We start from the raw sequence: 18,445 nt of genomic DNA on the forward strand, positions 1-18,445 counted from the left end.
GCAGGCTCACATCGTGCCAGTAGTGGTGTTGGTGTGTCGCCACTTAACCAGGCAAGGCAGCGGACGCAAAATGCGCGCCGCTGCTCGCAGCGTTATGTGTGTGAATGAGTAAAGCAAAGTGGGTCTTCATAATTTGTGCTTTCGTTTGCGCCAGCTACTATGGGGCTTGGTTCTTATGGAGGGCAATGGGGTGGCACTGGCATACAAGTGCAAACATTCCAGGCTTCGCTATGCTGTTGCTATCATGGCCATGGTCTTCTGCCGTTTTTGGTTTTCAAATAGAGCTTCAAGAATACATCGGTGAGGCTCCACGCCATTTGGTCACGTCAGCATTTATGGCTGTTGGTTTTGCATTCAACATGACTCTTGCCTACTTAGCAGTATTGTTTTTGGTGGGCAAGGTAAAATCACATAACAAGTAGCGGCAGTTCGCCCCTGCGGGGCCGGACGCTCGTACCTCGCGCCGCTGCGCTTGGCGTTAGGTTGCTCTGCCTTTTCCTATTTATTGAGGGCGGAGCGGTTTGAAATTCACAGCCAGTAGCAGGCAGTCCAGCATCAGGTTCCGTGCCGGCTTACATATCCGGCAGCTTCGTTCCTGGTGCCATTGTTGAGTAAAGTGGTTGTGGCAGGGCTTTCCCGTTCGTTGTGGGTTGCCACATGCCAGGTTGGCGGTAGCTGCAAAGTCTGCGTTCTTGCAGGTGCCATAAATTCAGGTTGGGTTCGCAGGCTCACATCGTGCCAGTAGCTGGCAATGGCGTGTCGCCAACCTAACCAGGCAAGGCAGCGGACGCAAAATACGCGCCGCTGCTCGCACCGTTATGCATAGGGAGAGCAGGCGATGATGCCCAAGATAACGGAAGTAAGAGACATCATTGCCCAAAGGGAGTTGGTGTATATTTCCAGCTCTGGCGATAGGGAAGTCGCTCTGATTCAGGTTGGGAAGCCCTATAAATTTGATGAAGACGCTTATATTTGTCCTTATCGTGTAGGGTCGGAAAGTTACGAGCATATTTTTGGTTCAGTAGGCATCGATTCATTCCAGGCATTAGATCTCTCCATGAAAACCATGGAGGCAGAGCTTATCTATTGGTTGCGTAACAAAGGCGGCTCCTTCGAGTTTTTAGGTGAGCCAGGTTCTGGGATTGGAAAAAATGCATAACAAGCGACGGCAGTCGGACCCAGTTTCCGCTCGTGCCTCGCTACAACTGGTCCGCTGCGCCGGGCGTTATACACGGTGACAAAATTGAAACATCCAGTTCCAGAGTGGGTATCTCGCGGAAAAACGATACGGCAGCTAATCAAAGAGCTAGAGAGCTTTGAGAATCAAGATTTAGAGGTCAGGTTGTCACTTGATGATGGAGATACACATCATTGCGTAAGCCTCGTATCAAAAGGTTCTGATGATGCGGGCGGCGTATTCTGCATACTCGCGAACTCAGAGTCTTATCACAACAACGAGTGGCAAGACTTCATGGACCAGTAAGATGAAAATGTATAACAAGTCAAAGCACTCGGACATGGTAAAGCTGTCACCTTTTTTGTCCCAAAAAAGCCGCCAACTTCACCAAGCCGGTGTTTGAGGCGTTAGTCAGGCAAGTCAATGGACCTGCGACTTATGATAAAAGGCATCGTCAGTGATAAAGGAAGCGCTCAAGCCAGCCGAATTCCTGGGAACGTTCACCAAGCCCGATGTGAAATTACGGATGAGCAGCTCGTTAGAGGAACCTTAAATATCTCAGTCGCGAATCTAAACCAATTGATTGATCGTTTAGGAGAGCCCAGACATCTGACAGATAAAGAGGCTGAAAGGGGGCCTCTCCGCTGGTGGCACGCTCGAATTATTTTTGATCGGTTCCCTGGGCGGCAGTTTGATGGATTTATCGTACGCTTGGTGAAATCAAGAACGCCCTACGTTGAGTTTGTGTCCCAAACATATTTTCGTGACGAGGGCGTTTGCAATGGTGATAGCCTTATGCTGGTCCCGTTGTAATCAGCCACGAGGGTCAGGTATTGCCCCGTGCCTTAAATTCTGAGGAGAGAAAGTGAACACAAACCTGATCAGAAACGGTTTTATCGCCGCCGCCTTGATGAATATCGGCGGCGTGCTGCTTTTCTCCCGTGCCTTCACCAATGACGCCATCAATCAGGCCGATCCGGTGGTCATGTCCAACTTCGGGCTGTTGATGATCATGGTGTGGGGGCTGGCCTATCTGGGGGCGGCGTTTATCCAGGGCAATATCCGCTGGCTGGCGGCGGCCTTTGCCATCGAGAAGCTGGTGTATGTGGTGGTGTGGGGGCTGTGGATGTCGAACCATAGTCTTGGTGCGGTGTATGAGCAGGATCTGTTTGCCGGGGTGTTCTACAGCATCTACGGGCTGAACGATCTGGCCTTCATGCTGTTCTTTGGCTGGGTGTTCCTTTCGCAACGGTCCAACGGCTGACCGGGTTCAGGGTTAGCGTTTTATCGGATGCAGACGTTGTTATAGGGCTCGTCTGTTCGCGCCTCAAGAGGCGCTCCTACAGGGAGCGCCATCCGGATCACCACCCTGTTTTTTAAGCCGTAATGCGGGGTCTACTGGATCTGCTCCAACGCTTCACGGGTCTTGGCGTTCTGCTGATCCGACAAACGATTCACCTGGTCTTCGAAGGCCTTCAGCTCTTCCGCATTTCGAGGTGCCTTGACGGTGGTGCCGGCACTGTCGACGGTTGGGGTCGGTGTGCTTTTCAGTTGAGTCATGACCAGCCAGCCCACAGCGAGCAGGGCCAGTAGTAATCCAATCAAACGCATGTTGTTGTTTTCCTGAAGGTTTGGTGTGGCCTAGACAATCTCAGCCTGGGAGCGAAGGGTCAATACGCTGCGGGTATGCGGTCTGATTGGGGTGACGTATGCAGTATTTGTCCGGTCTTAAGGTAAACGGTATTTCCTTCTTTGTATTCTTCTGTCCGCCCAAGTTGACCCACATCAACAAACCATAACATTGCTTAATGTAACTATTGAGCCTGTCATCCTCATGGCCCTAGCATCCGATCAATCCGATCTGTTAAGGGGCATGACAATGACAATTCAGGTTGATCCGGTGCGCCGGAATCTCAAATTCGGGCTGCCCGCCGGCAAGGCACTGAGCTGGAATCCGGGCGGGCTGCATATCTCCCAGTTCTACAACACCCTGTCGATTTTCTTCCCGGCGGGGGAGCGCTTCTTTATCCAGAGCGTGCGCAACTATCGTCAGGAAATCACTGACCCGCACCTGAAGGAACAGGTCTCGGCCTTTATCGGTCAGGAAGGCTTCCATACTCGCGAGCATGAAGAATACAACGAGGCACTGCAGGCGGAAGGGATGCCCATCGAGGCCATGGATGCGGTGGTAGTGCGGTTGCTGGAGCTGGTGAAGAAGGCACCGCGTTCCGTACAGCTGGCCGCCACGGTGGCACTGGAGCACCTGACCGCCGTGCTGGGGGACATGCTGCTGCGCAATACCGAATTGATGGAGGGGGTGGACCCGCATTACTCGGCGATCTGGCGCTGGCATGCCATTGAGGAAACCGAGCACAAGGCGGTGTGTTTCGATGCCTTCGAGCAGGTGGTGGGCAAGGGCATCCAGGCCTATGGCCTGCGAGTGGGGGCGTTCCTGTTGGCCAATGCGCTGTTCTGGAGCCTGTACGTGCCGTTCTACACGGTGATGGTGGCAAAGGGCGGCGGCCTGCTGAACCTCAAGGGCTGGTGGAAGGTGGCCAACCTGGTGGTGGGGCGCCCGGGTGTGCTGCGCCGGGCAATGCCGGACTGGCTGGATTTCTTCCGCCCCGGCTTTCATCCCTGGATGCATGACAACCGGGAATTCCTGGACCAGGCCGAGGCACTGATGGACGAAGTGGCGGCCTTTGATGTGAACCGGCTGAAAGCCGCCTGAGGAGAACAGGGACATGACCAGTAAAGCGAAGATTTCAGCAAAGACGATTTCCGTGGATGTGGCCATCGTGGGCGCCGGTTTCGGTGGGCTGTGCATGGCGATCAAGTTGCGTGAAGCGGGCAACGAGGATTTTGTGATCCTGGAGAAGGCATCTGAGGTCGGGGGCGCCTGGTACTTCAACGGCTATCCGGGGGCGGCCTGCGATGTGCAGTCGCACCTGTATTCCTTCTCGTTTGCCGGCAAGGCGGACTGGAGCAAGCGCTATGCGCCCCGGGACGAAATCGAGAACTACATTCTCGACACCGTGGAGCAGTACCAGCTGCGGCCCTTTATCCAGTTCAACCAGGAAGTGAACGAAGCCCACTTCGATGAGAGCACCGGGCGTTGGACGATACGCACCGCCGCAGGCATGACCATCGATTGCCGCCACTTTGTGCTGGCCTCCGGCCCGTTGCATGTGCCGAATGTGCCCAACATCAAGGGGCTCAAGCGCTTCAAGGGCAAGGTGATGCATTCCGCCGAGTGGGATCATGGTTATGACTTGGTGGGCAAGAAGGTGGTGTCCATCGGCACCGGCGGCAGCGCCATTCAGTACTGCCCGGAAATCGCCCCCAAGGTGAAAAAATTGTCCGTGTTCCAGCGCAGCGCGGCCTGGGTGATTCCCCGGGATGAGCGAGGCTATTGGGGAATCCAGCAGCGGCTGTTCAAACGCTTCCCGGCGCTACGCAAACTGCATCGGGCCAGACTGTACTGGAGCAATGAATCCCGGGTGGCCCCGGCCTCCAGCCCCAAGGCCGCCCAGCTGCTGGGTGCCCTGTGCAAGCAGTTCATCCGCCTGCAGGTGAAAGACAAGGCGCTGGTGAAAAAGCTGACGCCGGACTACACCTTCGGCTGCAAGCGGGTGCTGATTTCCAACAAGTGGTACCCCATGTTCAACCGCGACAATGTGGAGCTGGTCACCGCCGGGATCCGTGAGGTGAAAGCCAACAGCGTGGTCACGGAAGACGGGGTGGAACACGAGGCGGATTGCATCATTCTCGGCACCGGCTTCGTGGTGGATCCGCGTATCTATATGAAAGACTTTCCGCTCACCGGTTTGCCGGGCCATGACCTGCACAAGGATTGGGCCAAGTCTGCGGAAGCGCATTACGGCGTTACCGTCAGCGGCTACCCGAACCTGTATATGCTGGTGGGGCCAAACACGGGGCTGGGCCATAATTCCATTCTGTTCATGATCGAGTGTCAGGTGAAATACATCCTGCAATGCATGGCGCTGCTGCGTGAGGAAGGCGCGGATTATCTGGATGTGAAACCGAAAGCCCAAGAAGCGTTCAATGCCACGGTGCAGCGCCGCCTGCAGGGCACGACCTGGACGTCTGGCTGTACCAGCTGGTATCAACAGGACGATGGCAAGAACTTCGCCCTGTGGCCGGGTTCTACCTGGCGCTACTGGCTGGAAACCCGCAACGTGCGTTCCACGGATTATGAGTTTGTGTCCGCGGATGCTGAGGCAACGGTGGAAGCCTGAGGGTGTCTTGAGTCTATGGGAAAAAGTGAGGGGCAGCGTGGGCTGCCCCTTTTTTGTGGAGGGCGGTTCTGGCATTGCGGATGGCTTGTGGTAAAAAAGGGGGGAATAAACCGGTCAGAGAGACGTCGATGAAAAAAATGATCCCGATGATCGCTGCTGCCGTGACAGTGCTGGCACTGTACGGGCTGGATAACCTGCGCGATGACAGTACAGTCAGCCAGGCTCCCGCGCAGACCCCGCAGACGGAAACGGCCTCGGTTGGCGGTGAAAGGGGCATTCAGGCGGCCTATGAAAACCGGCAAAGCGATGTCCAGGTGGAAGGTGCCGGTCGGGTGGTCAAGGTGCTGCCGGACGACAATAAGGGCAGTCGCCACCAGAAATTCATTCTGGAGCTTGCCTCTGGCCAGACCATTCTGATCGCTCACAACATCGATCTGGCGCCACGGATTCCGGACTTGCGTGAAGGTGATCGTGTCAGTTTCTACGGGGAGTACGAGTGGAATGAGCGGGGTGGGGTGATCCACTGGACCCACCATGATCCACAAGGGTGTCATGTGGATGGCTGGCTGAAACATGATGGCAAGATCTTCCAGTAACCTGCCGAAGCAGTTTCCAGTGCCCGCTGGCTGGAGATTGTAATCTCTGGGCCGCGCTCTATGATCCGGCCATGACTTCCCGATACCACCGCCTTGATCGTTTCCTCAGTCAGCGTCTGCAAATCAGCCGCAGTAATCTACGGCTGTTGCTGGCTGCCGGGCGTGTGCAGGTCAATGGCGAGGCGGAGCGTGATCGGCAGCGGCGGATCGGTCCGTTCGATGTGGTGGTTTGCGATGGTGAGATTCTGCAGGCAAACCGACCTCGTTATCTGATGCTCAACAAGCCCGCCGCGGTGGTCAGCGCTACCTGTGATGATCATCACCCCACCGTGCTGGATCTGTTACCGAATGATCAGCGTGAGGGGCTGCACCTGGCCGGGCGACTGGATTTCAATTCCACCGGCCTGGTGCTGTTGACCAACGATGGCGACTGGTCCCGGCAGCTGAGTCGGCCGGAAAATCGGGTGCGCAAGCATTATCGGGTGACGCTGGAAAAGCCGTTAACCGAAGAGTATGTGACCGCGTTTGCCGAAGGTATGTGGTTTGAATACGAGGGCATTGTGACTCGCCCGGCGGAGCTGAAAATCCGCAGCCCGTTCGAGGCGGATGTGTGGCTGTGCGAGGGGCGTTATCACCAGATCAAACGCATGTTCGGGCGCTTTGATAACAAGGTGCTGACGCTGCATCGGCTGGCGATTGGTAACCTGGTGCTGGATGACAGCTTGAAACCGGGTGAATGGCGTGAGCTTACGGCGTCGGAATTGGCTGTCTTTTCGGATTAAGTCGTTGGAGCTTTGCTTGCAAAGCGAAGGGTCCAGATCCAGCGCTTCGCCTTGCGAGCAAGGCTCCAACGGGGAGCGGTGGTATCAAACCAGCGACTTGCCTTTCTTCAGGCGCCGGCGGAAATCCCACAGCACCAGGTTGTAAGGTGTCTGCCGGATGACGCGTGGCAGCAGGAGGCTGATGCGGCCGATGGTGCGCACGGTGCGCTCAAAACGCTGCTGCTTTTTGTCATTCCATTCCAGCTGCATTTGCTCACGGATTTCGGGCGGCAGGAAACCGGTGGTGACAAACCGGTTGAAACGCCCCAGCAGAAAACGGGTTGGACGGCTGAGGAATGTCAGGTCGGCGATCATCATCAGGTACTGGCGGATGCGCGCGTCGATGTGCAGCTTCTGCAGGCCCTCCTGCCAGTAGGCGTCAAACGCCTCCAGGTCTTTCGGCCAGGTATCCTGCCGCACTTGCAGGGTAGTGCCCAGCGGGTGGGCCAACTGGTAAAAGGCTTCCTGCTCCTCCCGGCTCATTGGCCCATGGAGTTTCTGGTGGGTGTCCACGAAGCCCCAGTAGAGACAGGCCGCAACCCACATCTGCAGGTTTTCATCGAAGGCGTTATTTCACCGGTGAGTGTTCGGTGGAGTGGACCTGGGCATGGGAACGATTTACCGCCCTGCGGTAGGCCAGCTTCTCTTCACTGGTGCCCATCATGGCGACGGCCAGGTAGGTGAAGGTGGTGCGTGAGCGTTTGATCGGATGATGCAGTATCTCGAGCCACTTTCCACCCGGCTTTCCGCCACTCCATACCCCACCGCAGGCAAGGCCAGTTGCAGGATGATGTTGGCGCCACCGGCCAACAGCATGGCGCCATCGAAGATACCGGGGAATTGCTGGTCCAGTTCCCTCGCGGTGAGGGGAGTGGGCCAGTGGTGTTCCAGTCGGGCCTGGCGGCTTTCCAGGTTGGCTTGAGCTGTCATTGTTGTTCTGTCCTCGCAGTCAGCGTGGTGGTTCATACGCCTGTTTCATTTCATGCTAGCGAGGTGTGCGCCATCAAACAATGAGACAAAATTAATTATTTGTATCATTGTGGCGTTTTCTGACCTTAAAGCCGCAATGCCCGGAAAACCGCCCGCACATGGCCGGCCAGTACATGGGTGGCCGAGCCTTCTTCTCCCCGGTAGAGCATGGCGATCTGATAGTCGCCCAGTTCAGGCAGCTGATATTCCTCGCCCAGTTGCTGCAGGGGAGGCTGGATCAGGCTGAGCGGGAAGGGGCCAATGGCCAGATCCGCCTGCATGGCCGCCTCCTGGCCGGCGCAATGTTCACTGGTGTAAGCCACCCGGTAGCGGTGATCGCTGCGGTCCAGGGCCTCCAGGGCCATCTTGCGCCAGGGGCAACCCTGGCTGGCAAGCGCCAGGGGCAGGGGTGTCTGGCTGACCGCGATGCCACCCTGGGCGCCGGCCCACACCAGCGGTTCGCTATGTACCACTTCCCCTCGTGCCGGGCGGCCCTGTTTGCCCGTGGTGACCATGATCAAATCCAGCTTGCCCGCATCCAGCTGCTTGAGCATGTCGGCGCTGCGACCGACGATTACATTTACCTGTACCGCAGGATGGGAGCGGGAAAACTGGGTCAGTACCTGGGGCAGGATGCGGGTGCCGATATCATCCGGGGTGCCCAACCGCACGGTGCCTTCCAGCTCCGGGGCGGTGAAGTGGCTGATGGCTTCCTGGTTCAGCTTGAGCAGCCGCCGGGCATAGCCGAGCATGGCCTCGCCCTCGGCGGTGAGGCTGACCCGGCGAGCTTCGCGCAGGAACAGCCGTTGACCCACCTGTTCCTCCAGCCGCTTGATCTGCATGCTCAGGGCAGAGGGTGTGCGGAACACTTCAGAGGCGGCCTGGGTAAAGCTTTCCGTTTCGGCGATAGCCACGAAGCTGCGCAGGATTTCCGTGTCCAGAAGGGGTTGAAGCGGGCTGTCCGGAGGCATGATTCACCTTTCAGAAAAATTGAACGATGAGTAAAGATCTTTTCGATTTACTGATAGTAAACCCGATTGCATCATGGAGCCAATCACAGCCCAGCCACTCCATAACGTTCCCAAACAGGGAGGAGACCATGAAGCGCAACGACCCTCAAACACTGGAAGCCCCCAAGCGGATTCACTCCCGCAAGCCGGATCTGCACATGCCGGCCATGCCGCCACTGGAACTGATGGATGCCCTGGATTACCGCATCCGTCTGGCCTGGTATCGCCTGCGCAAGAATCGCGCGCAGCAGCGTGCCCGGATGGCCCAGCGGCTGCAAAGGAAACCGGTCTGAGCGTTGCGTCTGATGCGGATGTGAAGGCACAGCTAGACGGCTGATTCGCCTTGTGAACAAGGCTCCAACGGGTATGAGCTGATTCACCGTTGGCGCTTTGCTTGCAAAGCGAACGCTCCAGATTCCTGGCCACTGACCAGACACAAAAAAGGCGCCTGAGAAGGCGCCTTTTTTGTTTGCAACACGGAAGCCGTGCGGTCAATTACATGTTCGGGTAATTGGGGCCGCCGGTGCCTTCCGGAGCCACCCAGTTGATGTTCTGGGTGGGGTCCTTGATGTCGCAGGTCTTGCAGTGCACGCAGTTCTGGGCGTTGATCTGGAAACGCTTGTCGCCAGTGTTCTCGTCCTCGACCACTTCGTACACACCCGCCGGGCAGTAACGCTGGGCCGGCTCGTCCCACTTGGGCAGGTTCACCTCAAGCGGTACGTTCGGGTCTTTCAGCGTCAGGTGGCACGGCTGATCTTCTTCGTGGTTGGTGTTGGACAGGAATACGCTGTCCAGCTTGGCGAAGGTGATCTTGCCGTCCGGTTTCGGGTAGTCGATCTTCTTGCTCTGATCGGCAGGCTTCAGCGTGGCATGATCCGGGGTGGTGTCACGCATGGTGATCGGCAGCTTGCCGTTGAACAGGTTGATGTCCACGAAGGCAAACGCAGAACCGATGAAGTTGCCGAACTTGTGCTGGGCAGGACCGAAGTTGCGTTGAGCGTGCAGTTCTTCGTATACCCAGCTCTTGTCGAAGGCGTCCTTGTACTCGGTCAGCTCGTCGTTGCCGCGGCCGCCTTTCAGGGCTTCTGCCAGGATTTCTGCGGCAATCATGCCGGACTTCATGGCGGTGTGGGTGCCCTTGATCTTGGCGAAGTTCAAGGTACCCGCGTTACAGCCCACCAGCAGACCACCGGGGAAGGTCATCTTCGGCAGGGACTGCAGGCCACCCTTGGAGATGGCACGGGCGCCATAGGACACACGCTTGCCGCCTTCCAGGTGCTTCTTGATTTCCGGATTGGTCTTCCAGCGCTGCATCTCGTCGAACGGAGACACATGCGGGTTGGAGTAGGCCAGATCGGTGATCAGACCCAGGGCAACCTGGTTGTTTTCAATGTGGTACAGGAAAGCACCACCCGGGGAGCCGGACTCGGTGAGCGGCCAGCCGGCGGTGTGTACTACCAGGCCTTCCTGGTGCTTGGCCGGGTCGATGTCCCACAGTTCCTTGATGCCGATACCGTAGTGCTGCGGGTCGGTGCCTTCGCGCAGGTTGAATTTTTCCTGCAGCTGTTTGCCCAGGTGACCACGGCAACCTTCGGAGAAGATGGTGTACTTGGCGTGCAGCTCCATGCCGGGGGTATAGCTGGGCTTCTTTTCGCCGTCGTGGCCGATGCCGGAATCGCCGGTGGCGATGCCCTTTACGGAACCATCGTCGTTGTACAGTACTTCACTGGCGGCAAAGCCGGGGAAGACCTCAATGCCCAGACCTTCGGCCTGTTCTGCCAGCCAACGGCACAGGTTACCCAGGGAAATAATGTAGTTCCCTTCGTTGTGCATGGTCTTGGGTACGAACAGGTTCGGCACTTTCTGTGCCTTTTCCGGGCCGGTGAGGTAGTAGATCTCGTCGCCGGTGACCTTGGTGTTCACCGGAGCGCCCATTTCCTGCCAGTTGGGGAACAGCTCGTTCAGTGCGCGCGGCTCAAGTACGGCACCGGAGAGAATATGAGCACCGACTTCGGAGCCTTTCTCTACCACGACCACACTGATTTCCTGACCAGTTTCCTGGGCGATCTGGCCCAGACGGCAGGCGGTTGCCAGACCGGAAGGACCGGCGCCGACGATGACTACATCGACTTCCATAGATTCGCGTTCCACAGCCTGTCTCCTCGCTATCGATTGCGTGTTTGGCCCTGAAGCCACTGAGAAAGGGGTTCTGAAACACTCTGCCACAGAAAAACCTTTCTCAGCAGCCACCTGGGGCCAGCCTTGGGGTGGCGCGGAGTATATAGAGATAGGCCAAACCGCACCACTGCCTGGGTTGGCCGCAACGCCCGCTGCATTGTTACCGGGTGTTGATCCGGTGGGGCGGCCACTGCAACCATTTCAAACAGGTGTTCGGATTATCCCTTGCTAGCTGGTTGATTTACAAGGAAATGGCCGACCGTAAAGTCACGAAAAGTGGACACCTTGCAGAGTCTATTTGCAGCAAAATCATTCGCTTACAGATTTTCGGCCTATTGACCTGCTTTGGCCGAGCGTTCAAGATAGCGGCTCTTTCGCGGGGGTGGACCCGGCAACGGCGTCAATTCGCCTCCTTCTACATGTCACCCAATGGAACATTCCGAGGATCCTATGAAGGTTCTTGTACCCATCAAGCGAGTCATTGACTACAACGTCAAGGTTCGCGTGAAGGCGGACAACTCTGGTGTTGATCTCGCTAATGTCAAAATGGCCATGAACCCCTTCTGTGAAATCGCTGTAGAAGAAGCGGTGCGCCTGAAAGAGAAGGGTGTGGTTACCGAAATCGTTGCCGTTTCCATCGGTCCCAAGACCGCTCAGGAACAGCTGCGTACTGCCATGGCACTGGGCGCTGATCGCTCCATCCTGGTAGAAACCGATGAAGACGTTCAGCCGCTGGGCATCGCCAAGGCGCTGAAAGCCATCGTTGACGAAGAAAAGCCGGACCTGGTGATTCTCGGCAAACAGGCTATCGACGGCGACAACAACCAGACCGGCCAGATGCTGGCTGCACTGACCGGCATGCCGCAGGGCACTTTCGCGTCTGAAGTGGACGTGGCTGACGGTAAAGTGAAGGTTACCCGTGAAATCGACGGCGGCCTGCAGACCGTTGAGCTGAACCTGCCGGCGGTGGTTACCACCGACCTGCGTCTGAACGAGCCGCGTTACGCGTCTCTGCCGAACATCTTATGAAAGCCAAGAAAAAGCCGCTGGACACCAAGACCGCTGCTCATCTGGGCGTTGACCTGACTCCGCGTGTGACCACTGTCAGTGTGGAAGCACCGGCCGAGCGTCAGGCTGGCATCATCGTTGGCTCCGTTGACGAGCTGGTCGAGAAACTGAAGAACGAAGCGAAGGTGATCTGATGAGTGTATTAGTTTACGCCGAACACGATAACGCCGCGCTCAACAAGGTCACCCTGAGTGTGGTTGCTGCTGCCAAAGAAATCGGCGGCGACATCACTGTGCTGGTAGCCGGTAAAGGCTGTGGCGCTGTTGCTGAAGAAGCGGCCAAGATCGATGGCGTTTCCAAGGTACTGTGCGCTGACAACGACGCCTACGAGCACCAGCTGGCCGAGAACGTAGGCGACCTGGTTGCTGAAGTTGGCGCTGATTACAGCCACATTCTGGCTGCCGCTACCACCACCGGTAAGAACTTTGCTCCGCGCGCTGCTGCGCTGCTGGACGTGGCTCAGATCTCCGAGATCTCTGACGTCATCGACGCGGATACTTTCAAGCGTCCGATCTACGCCGGTAATGCCATTGCTACCGTGAAAAGCAGCGATGCCAAGAAAGTGATCACCGTGCGTGGTACCTCTTTCGACGGCGTGGCCGCTGAAGGTGGTTCTGCTTCCGTTGAGAACATCGACATTGCCAAGGATGCCGGTATTTCCTCCTTCGTGGGTGAAGAGCTGGCCAAGTCCGACCGTCCTGAGCTGACCTCTGCCGAGATCGTGATCTCCGGTGGTCGTGGCATGGGCAACGGCGAAAACTTCGAAATTCTGTACAAGCTGGCTGACAAGCTGGGCGCTGGCGTGGGTGCATCCCGTGCTGCCGTTGACGCAGGTTTCGTACCCAACGACATGCAGGTCGGTCAGACCGGTAAGATCGTTGCGCCGAACCTGTACGTTGCTGTGGGCATCTCCGGTGCCATTCAGCATCTGGCCGGCATGAAAGACTCCAAGGTCATCGTTGCTATCAACAAGGACGAAGAAGCCCCCATCTTCCAGGTGGCGGACTACGGCCTGGTGGCTGACCTGTTCGAAGCCGTACCGGAGCTGGACAGCAAGCTGTAAAAAGCCTGCAGTCAGCACCACACAAAAAACCCGGCCTTGTGCCGGGTTTTTTGTTTTGGGGTTGCGCTCAATCAGTCTGACTCCGGCTCTGTGCACTCCAGCCTTACACTAACCTGAAGATCCGGCCAGGGGTCACTGATGTGGGTGGCGTCGCAGCGTGGCGTCAATCCAGAGGCCGGGTCTGTGGGGGAGAGGGCGGCGAACCATTCGCCGCGAGGCCGGCCATTAAAGGCGTTGGTGGACTCGCCAGCTCCCAGGGTGATCGGCCCGACGGCGGGATCGCTTGTGCGAAGCTGAATGGCATGTCCTGAGGTATTTGTTACCTCTATCACTTGCACGCTATCACTGGCATAGCGTCGCTCACGCCATCCGTATTCCCGATCCAGGTCGATGGATTGCCATCCGGGGGTCGCACCGTTGCAAACAAAGGGAAAGTCGTAAACCGGGGTGCTGGGCGGCGAGAGTTGCACCATTTCGGTGGCGACGGACATGTCATAGGTCTCGCCTTCCGTTATCAGCGTGGCGGTGAATCGGGTACTGGCGGTGGGGCTGACCGTGCGGGAATCCGCCAGGGTTTCGTTTTCGCCATTCACCGGTGGGCTCAGGGTGAGCGTGTCAGCGGTCACAGTGATCGCAAAGGGGGGATAGCAGCCATCATGATTCGGGCAAACCTGGGCAACCCCGGGAGGAAAATCGGAGGGGCAGCAGTAGCCATCCACACAACGTCCATCACTGGGGCATTCTGCTGCGGAGGCACAGCTGGGTGCCGTGCTGTACGCGTCACCGAAAACGCTGCAGTGCGATTCGTCACGGGGCATGTTGCGGGCATCCCAACTGACGGTGACCTGGTCGCCGGGACAGAATAAATGGGGTTCCGCTTTCAGTTGCGCCGGGTCACCGGGTAGCCCATCAAGTTTTACGGCGCAGGCAGAGATAAGTAAAAGGGAAAACAGAAAAGCCGCAGGCAGTCCATTGCGCATCGTTCTTGCTCCTTTGTGTTAGTGATAATGCCTCTCTCGGTTCGTGCAGTTCCTGCAGTCAGGATTGAAGCAGGGGTGTTTAGTTCAGTGTAGAGTCCAGCAAACGGGAAAGGGGTGAACTGCCTCACCATTAGCACTGACAGCGCTCTTTCATCATGACACACCATCTTTTGCATATCGGGATCACTCCATGCAGACCTTCAAGGGCAAAACCGCGCTGATTACCGGTGCGTCTAGCGGTATTGGTGAAGAAATGGCCCGTCAGCTTGCGGTTTCCGGCTGCAATCTGATTCTGGTGGCACGGCGCACGGAGCGGATGCTGGCGTTGAAATCGACATTGCCTTCGGTGTCGGTGAGCGTGATTACGGCGGATTTGTCCGATCCCCTGGCGCCACAATATGTGTTCGACGAGGTGCGGCGTCGGGGTTTACGTGTCGATATGCTGATCAACAATGCCGGTTTCGGTTTGCAGAAGCCTCTGTTGGCGGTGGACCAGTTGGGCATGGTCGATGTGAACGTCCGCAGCCTGCTGGCGTTAACGCAGCTCTTTGCCGTGCCAATGGCACAGCGTGGCGAGGGCTGGGTGCTCAATGTGAGTTCTGTCTCCGCCTGGTTCCCAATACCGGGAATGGCTACCTACGCAGCCAGCAAGGCCTGTGTGCTGCACCTGAGTCGCGCCCTCCACGAAGAGTGGAAGTCAGCGGGTATAGCGGTGACAGCCCTGTGCCCCGGTGGAACCCGTACCGAGTTCTCGTCCATTGCGCGCGCCAGAATGGATCCTGACCTCGAAAAGGCGATGATGCCGGCGGAGGTGGTGGCAGCGGCAGGATTGAAAGCGCTGGCCCAGGGAAAAGCGGTGGTGGTGCCCGGTGCTTTGTATCGGATGATGGTTGCCCTTGTGCGGGTCTTGCCCGCTAGCTGGGTGACGCGCCTGGCGGGGAAGGTGATGGGGCGCCATCACTGATCCTGTTCTCAATTTCCGGTGAGCGTAGGGTGCCACTGAGCCTGAGGCGAACTGCACCATTAAAACGCCGGATCGGTGCAGTTCGCCTTAGGCTCAGTGCACCCTACGTAAGACTTAACCGAGGTTGGCGATGTCTTCCGCAATGGCCAGTGCTGCGGTCAGTCCGGGGGATTCTATTCCCAATAGATTGATCATGCCTTTGATGCCGTGTTCCTTTTCTCCCTGTATCAGAAAATCCCGGTAGGGTGCTCCGTTGACGAATAACTTGGGTCGAATACCCGCATAGGCGGGCGAGAGTCTTCGGGGGGCAAGGGCTGGCCAGTAACGACGTATTGCGGCCTCGAACTGCGGCCGCCGTGACTCGTTGACTTGATAATCTCGATGATCGATCCATTCCACATCCGGGCCAAAACGGGCGTTACCAGCGAGATCCACGGTGAGGTGAATGCCCAGACCGTCTGCTTCCGGTAATGGATAGATCAGCCTGCGGGTGGGGCTGCGACCGCTCAGGGAAAAGTAGTTGCCCCGGGCCAGTCGCTGCTCGGGGATGTGTTGCTGGGGGAATCCATGGCAGCGTTTCAGTAGCGATACGGCACCCAGACCGGCGGCGTTGATCAGTTGCCGGCATTGCAACTCGAAGGGGCCGTCGTCGCTGTCCACGTGCAGCAGGAAATGATCGTGTTGGCAGTCGATCCGCCGCACCCGGTGGCGATAGCAGAGCAGGGCATGGTGCGCCTGTGCCTGCTCGTCAAGTCGCGCCATCAGCCCATGGCTGTCGAGGATGCCACTGAGTTCGCTGAGCAGTGCCTCGCTGGCGTGGAGCCAGGGTTCCTGTTGATGCAGCCATTGCTGGCTGCAGCGGTGTAATCCGGCGGCGCCGCTGTCCAGCGCGTTGTGATGCAGTTGCTCCAGTGCGTCCTGTTGTTCTTCATTGGCCACGACCAGTTTGCCGCACTGCCGGTAGGGAATACTCTGTTCCTGGCAATACCGGTAAAGCAGAGCGTTTCCGCGCAGACACAGGCGGGCTTTCAGGGAGTTTGGCGGGTAATAGAGGCCGGCATGGATAACTTCGCTGTTGCGGGATGAGAGGTGCTCGCCAAAGTGGTTTTCCTGATCGAGCAGCACCACGGATCTTGAGGGCGCAAGTGCACGGGCGATGGCCAGGCCGATAACGCCAGCGCCGATAATGGCGGTATCGATGGTTTCCCGTGGTTGCACAATGATCGGCCCTGAAATGACAACGCCCTCAGTGTGAGGGCGTTGACGGTCTTGGACAAGATTCCGCGGCGGGTTAGTCGTCCACGTTGTCGTAGAACATGTAGCGGGCGGTTTCGTATTGCCCGCGAGCCAGCTTGAACAGCCGGTCGAAGACTGCCGGGTGCTCTGCGGCCACGTCCCGCTTCGGGGTATCACTATGCAGATCATGCAGGGTGGCGTTGCTGCCATCCGCATTCATTTGCACCAGAAAATCTTTCGTTACCATGCCGTAGATGGGGTTGGGACCCTCACGCAGCACGACAAAATTGGCGCGATCCCCTTCCGGAGCAGGAATCTGGAAATCCCGGCCCAGCGTGGTGTTGCGATAGTTCAGCCCCAGCATCCCGGCAACGGTGGGTAACACGTCTATCAGGCCGACGGCGTCCTGGATAACCCTTGGTTTGAGGTAACGGGGCGCATAGATAATGTGCGGCACATGATTGCTTTCCAGCCCCAACTGGTCCATGGCCGGCATATGGGGCAGGGTGGTGATGCGGTTGCTGTGATCACCGAAGAAGACAAAGATGGTGTTGTCGAAGTAATCACTTTCCCGTGCCCATTTCATGTACTCGCCCACGTTGTAATCCAGCAGGCGTACCGCGTTGAACTGGGCGGCGCTGCGGAACCCGAACTTGGCCAGCTCTTCATCGGAGAGGTCGGTACGCGGCTGAAAGTCACCGTTGTTGTCGGGGATGGTGAAAGGACGATGGTTACCGGCGGTCTGGATGAAGGCAAAGAACGGCTGATCATCCGGGAGATCGGCGAGAATCTGGTTGGATTCGCGGAACAGTTCCAGGTCGGAAATTCCCCAGACATCCACATCCGGTGCTTTCCAGTCACCTTCCTCGTAGAGTTCCAGGCCGTCGATGCTTTGTTGAACCAGACCGTCCAGGTTGGCCCAGCCGGCATTGCCGCCAATGAAATAGAAATTTCGATAGCCCTCGAATTCATTCAGCACAGTACGCTGGTGGCTGGTCAACGGATTGCGGCTGGCACTTTCCGTGGGCGCCACATCGGGGATACCGGTGAAGGTGGCCCAGATGGTTTTGGCGGTACCGGTCACAGGGACATAGAAGTTTTCGAAACGCCAACCATCGTTACCCAGCTGGTCCAGGTTGGGGGTGCTTTCCACCGGCAATCCGTAGCTGCTGACACGACTTGCCCCCAATGATTCCAGCATCACAAAGACCACATTCGGTGGGCGTTCATAGTCGAGTTTGTGGTTCTGCACATCCACCATGCGCACGAAATTCAGATCCTGGCGTTGATCTTCGGGAATGCCGAGGTGCTCGGCCATGAGCGGGTAATACTCGGCGACTTTTTCCTTGTCGAAGGGGGACACGGGAATCAGCAGGGTATCGCGAAAGTAGAGGACCGGGTTCAGACCCAGGGCGCCGATAGCCCGATCGCCAGACACAAAGGCTTCACTCCAGCGCAGCGGAATGGGGTTAAGGATATTGATATTGCTGACCCGGCCAAGAATGGCAAAGAAGAACAGGGCAAAGCAGACCAGAAAACCGACAGTGGCCTGGAGTCCGGAGATGCCGGCGGCGGTTCGCTGCAGCAGCTTGCGTTCGGCAACCCGGGCCAGCCAGTAACTGCCCGCCACGCCGGCAACCAGGCCCAGGGTAATCCAGATTACCGGATAGCTTTCCCAGACCATCAGAGTGGAATCGCGGGTGTCTTGCAGGAAGCGCAGGGCAGTGACGTTCAGGCGCTCGCCCAGATAGGCGTAATGGCCAAAGTCGAGAATGTAGGTAAGGCCGAGCAGCGTCAGCGCAACGATCAGATAGCCGTGGGCAAGCAAGCGCATCAGGCGGCTGTTTAACAGATTGAAGCGTGGCAAATAGGCCAGTGCGGCCAAGGGGAGCATCATCAGCAGGGCCAGGCGCAGGTCGAAACGCAACCCGATCCCCAGGGCGCTGAGCACGGCTTCTGAATCCACATCCGGTGTGGACGGGACTTCGGAAAAGCCGAAATAGAAAACGGCCCGCAGAATGACCATCAGGCTGAAAAACAATGCCGTCATGGCCAGCAGGTAATGCAGGCGTCGTGATTTCAACCAGGTCATGCCGATTACTCCGTACTGGCGAATCTGAAAAA

18 protein-coding genes and 2 pseudogenes are annotated in these 18,445 nt (G+C 57.5%); 11 read left to right on the forward strand and 9 right to left on the reverse strand.

What is annotated here, in order from left to right:
* Positions 1 to 104: 104 nt before the first annotated feature.
* The 3 genes from KZ772_RS01865 to KZ772_RS01875 all read left to right on the forward strand — a co-directional run bounded on the left by KZ772_RS01865 (position 105) and on the right by KZ772_RS01875 (position 2,441).
* Entirely contained in the window at positions 105 to 422 is a 318-nt protein-coding gene (locus KZ772_RS01865; protein ID WP_290538198.1) for a hypothetical protein, read from the forward strand.
* Between the two features lie 416 nt (positions 423 to 838).
* Positions 839 to 1,159, forward strand: coding sequence for a hypothetical protein (locus tag KZ772_RS01870; protein ID WP_290538199.1), 321 nt, complete (start codon positions 839 to 841; stop codon positions 1,157 to 1,159).
* An 883-nt stretch (positions 1,160 to 2,042) separates the two neighbouring features.
* Positions 2,043 to 2,441 carry a hypothetical protein gene (locus tag KZ772_RS01875; protein ID WP_290538200.1) on the forward strand — a complete coding sequence of 133 codons (399 nt, stop codon included), beginning with the start codon at positions 2,043 to 2,045 and terminating at the stop codon, positions 2,439 to 2,441.
* Positions 2,442 to 2,572: 131 nt separating this feature from the next.
* On the opposite strand, the gene KZ772_RS01880 is transcribed toward KZ772_RS01875, so the two are convergent.
* Complete coding sequence (locus KZ772_RS01880) at positions 2,573 to 2,788, reverse strand: hypothetical protein (protein ID WP_290538201.1); 216 nt, start codon at positions 2,786 to 2,788, stop codon at positions 2,573 to 2,575.
* Positions 2,789 to 3,056: 268 nt separating this feature from the next.
* Here KZ772_RS01880 and KZ772_RS01885 point away from each other — a divergent pair, with 268 nt between their 5' ends.
* The 4 genes from KZ772_RS01885 to KZ772_RS01900 all read left to right on the forward strand — a co-directional run bounded on the left by KZ772_RS01885 (position 3,057) and on the right by KZ772_RS01900 (position 6,814).
* Positions 3,057 to 3,908 carry a metal-dependent hydrolase gene (locus KZ772_RS01885; RefSeq protein ID WP_290538202.1) on the forward strand — a complete coding sequence of 284 codons (852 nt, stop codon included), beginning with the start codon at positions 3,057 to 3,059 and terminating at the stop codon, positions 3,906 to 3,908.
* A 13-nt stretch (positions 3,909 to 3,921) separates the two neighbouring features.
* A complete protein-coding gene (locus KZ772_RS01890) occupies positions 3,922 to 5,436 on the forward strand; it encodes an NAD(P)/FAD-dependent oxidoreductase (RefSeq protein ID WP_290538203.1) in 1,515 nt (504 codons plus the stop codon).
* A gap of 128 nt (positions 5,437 to 5,564) precedes the next feature.
* A complete protein-coding gene (locus KZ772_RS01895) occupies positions 5,565 to 6,032 on the forward strand; it encodes a DUF3465 domain-containing protein (protein WP_290538204.1) in 468 nt (155 codons plus the stop codon).
* Between the two features lie 71 nt (positions 6,033 to 6,103).
* Complete coding sequence (locus KZ772_RS01900; RefSeq protein ID WP_290538205.1) at positions 6,104 to 6,814, forward strand: 16S rRNA pseudouridine(516) synthase; 711 nt, start codon at positions 6,104 to 6,106, stop codon at positions 6,812 to 6,814.
* 84 nt (positions 6,815 to 6,898) lie between these two features.
* On the opposite strand, the pseudogene KZ772_RS01905 reads toward KZ772_RS01900, so the two are convergent.
* The 4 genes and pseudogenes from KZ772_RS01905 to KZ772_RS01920 all read right to left on the reverse strand — a co-directional run.
* Positions 6,899 to 7,411, reverse strand: a pseudogene (locus KZ772_RS01905) (oxygenase MpaB family protein); the annotation flags it as partial.
* A gap of 10 nt (positions 7,412 to 7,421) precedes the next feature.
* Complete coding sequence (locus KZ772_RS01910; RefSeq protein WP_290538206.1) at positions 7,422 to 7,517, reverse strand: hypothetical protein; 96 nt, start codon at positions 7,515 to 7,517, stop codon at positions 7,422 to 7,424.
* Complete coding sequence (locus KZ772_RS01915; RefSeq protein WP_290538207.1) at positions 7,514 to 7,783, reverse strand: hypothetical protein; 270 nt, start codon at positions 7,781 to 7,783, stop codon at positions 7,514 to 7,516. The genes KZ772_RS01910 and KZ772_RS01915 overlap by 4 nt, the downstream gene beginning before the upstream one ends.
* Before the next feature lie 125 nt (positions 7,784 to 7,908).
* Positions 7,909 to 8,793: a LysR substrate-binding domain-containing protein gene (locus KZ772_RS01920; protein WP_290538208.1), complete on the reverse strand. Its 885-nt coding sequence runs from the start codon at positions 8,791 to 8,793 to the stop codon at positions 7,909 to 7,911.
* Between the two features lie 128 nt (positions 8,794 to 8,921).
* Here KZ772_RS01920 and KZ772_RS01925 point away from each other — a divergent pair, with 128 nt between their 5' ends.
* Positions 8,922 to 9,125: a hypothetical protein gene (locus KZ772_RS01925; RefSeq protein ID WP_290538209.1), complete on the forward strand. Its 204-nt coding sequence runs from the start codon at positions 8,922 to 8,924 to the stop codon at positions 9,123 to 9,125.
* 202 nt (positions 9,126 to 9,327) lie between these two features.
* Here the strand turns inward: KZ772_RS01925 and KZ772_RS01930 are convergent, their stop codons facing one another.
* Positions 9,328 to 10,983, reverse strand: coding sequence for an electron transfer flavoprotein-ubiquinone oxidoreductase (locus tag KZ772_RS01930; protein ID WP_290538210.1), 1,656 nt, complete (start codon positions 10,981 to 10,983; stop codon positions 9,328 to 9,330).
* A gap of 477 nt (positions 10,984 to 11,460) precedes the next feature.
* Between KZ772_RS01930 and KZ772_RS01935 the strand changes: the two are divergent.
* Positions 11,461 to 12,212: pseudogene (locus tag KZ772_RS01935) on the forward strand (electron transfer flavoprotein subunit beta/FixA family protein).
* On the forward strand, positions 12,212 to 13,141 hold the full coding sequence (locus KZ772_RS01940) for an FAD-binding protein (RefSeq protein ID WP_290538211.1): 930 nt from the start codon (positions 12,212 to 12,214) through the stop codon (positions 13,139 to 13,141). Before KZ772_RS01935 ends, KZ772_RS01940 begins: the two are co-directional and overlap by 1 nt.
* A gap of 71 nt (positions 13,142 to 13,212) precedes the next feature.
* On the opposite strand, the gene KZ772_RS01945 is transcribed toward KZ772_RS01940, so the two are convergent.
* Entirely contained in the window at positions 13,213 to 14,121 is a 909-nt protein-coding gene (locus KZ772_RS01945) for a hypothetical protein (RefSeq protein ID WP_290538212.1), read from the reverse strand.
* A 190-nt stretch (positions 14,122 to 14,311) separates the two neighbouring features.
* On the opposite strand from KZ772_RS01945, the gene KZ772_RS01950 reads away from it, so the two are divergent.
* On the forward strand, positions 14,312 to 15,085 hold the full coding sequence (locus tag KZ772_RS01950; protein WP_290538213.1) for an SDR family oxidoreductase: 774 nt from the start codon (positions 14,312 to 14,314) through the stop codon (positions 15,083 to 15,085).
* Positions 15,086 to 15,199: 114 nt separating this feature from the next.
* On the opposite strand, the gene KZ772_RS01955 is transcribed toward KZ772_RS01950, so the two are convergent.
* Entirely contained in the window at positions 15,200 to 16,303 is a 1,104-nt protein-coding gene (locus KZ772_RS01955; RefSeq protein WP_290538214.1) for an NAD(P)/FAD-dependent oxidoreductase, read from the reverse strand.
* A gap of 73 nt (positions 16,304 to 16,376) precedes the next feature.
* A complete protein-coding gene (locus KZ772_RS01960; RefSeq protein ID WP_290538215.1) occupies positions 16,377 to 18,413 on the reverse strand; it encodes an LTA synthase family protein in 2,037 nt (678 codons plus the stop codon).
* Positions 18,414 to 18,445: the final 32 nt, after the last annotated feature.

It is taken from the genome of Alcanivorax sp., from assembly GCF_019431375.1.
Taxonomy (GTDB): Bacteria; Pseudomonadota; Gammaproteobacteria; order Pseudomonadales; family Alcanivoracaceae; genus Alcanivorax; species Alcanivorax jadensis_A.

Coding starts and splice junctions, on each gene's coding strand:
- KZ772_RS01865 (WP_290538198.1), top strand. CDS start 105: ATGAGTAAAGCAAAGTGGGTCTTCATAATTTGTGCTTTCGTTTGCGCC.
- KZ772_RS01870 (WP_290538199.1), top strand. CDS start 839: ATGATGCCCAAGATAACGGAAGTAAGAGACATCATTGCCCAAAGGGAG.
- KZ772_RS01880 (WP_290538201.1), bottom strand. CDS start 2,788: ATGCGTTTGATTGGATTACTACTGGCCCTGCTCGCTGTGGGCTGGCTG.
- KZ772_RS01885 (WP_290538202.1), top strand. CDS start 3,057: ATGACAATTCAGGTTGATCCGGTGCGCCGGAATCTCAAATTCGGGCTG.
- KZ772_RS01890 (WP_290538203.1), top strand. CDS start 3,922: ATGACCAGTAAAGCGAAGATTTCAGCAAAGACGATTTCCGTGGATGTG.
- KZ772_RS01895 (WP_290538204.1), top strand. CDS start 5,565: ATGAAAAAAATGATCCCGATGATCGCTGCTGCCGTGACAGTGCTGGCA.
- KZ772_RS01900 (WP_290538205.1), top strand. CDS start 6,104: ATGACTTCCCGATACCACCGCCTTGATCGTTTCCTCAGTCAGCGTCTG.
- KZ772_RS01910 (WP_290538206.1), bottom strand. CDS start 7,517: ATGATGGGCACCAGTGAAGAGAAGCTGGCCTACCGCAGGGCGGTAAAT.
- KZ772_RS01915 (WP_290538207.1), bottom strand. CDS start 7,783: ATGACAGCTCAAGCCAACCTGGAAAGCCGCCAGGCCCGACTGGAACAC.
- KZ772_RS01920 (WP_290538208.1), bottom strand. CDS start 8,793: ATGCCTCCGGACAGCCCGCTTCAACCCCTTCTGGACACGGAAATCCTG.
- KZ772_RS01925 (WP_290538209.1), top strand. CDS start 8,922: ATGAAGCGCAACGACCCTCAAACACTGGAAGCCCCCAAGCGGATTCAC.
- KZ772_RS01940 (WP_290538211.1), top strand. CDS start 12,212: ATGAGTGTATTAGTTTACGCCGAACACGATAACGCCGCGCTCAACAAG.
- KZ772_RS01945 (WP_290538212.1), bottom strand. CDS start 14,121: ATGCGCAATGGACTGCCTGCGGCTTTTCTGTTTTCCCTTTTACTTATC.
- KZ772_RS01950 (WP_290538213.1), top strand. CDS start 14,312: ATGCAGACCTTCAAGGGCAAAACCGCGCTGATTACCGGTGCGTCTAGC.
- KZ772_RS01960 (WP_290538215.1), bottom strand. CDS start 18,413: ATGACCTGGTTGAAATCACGACGCCTGCATTACCTGCTGGCCATGACG.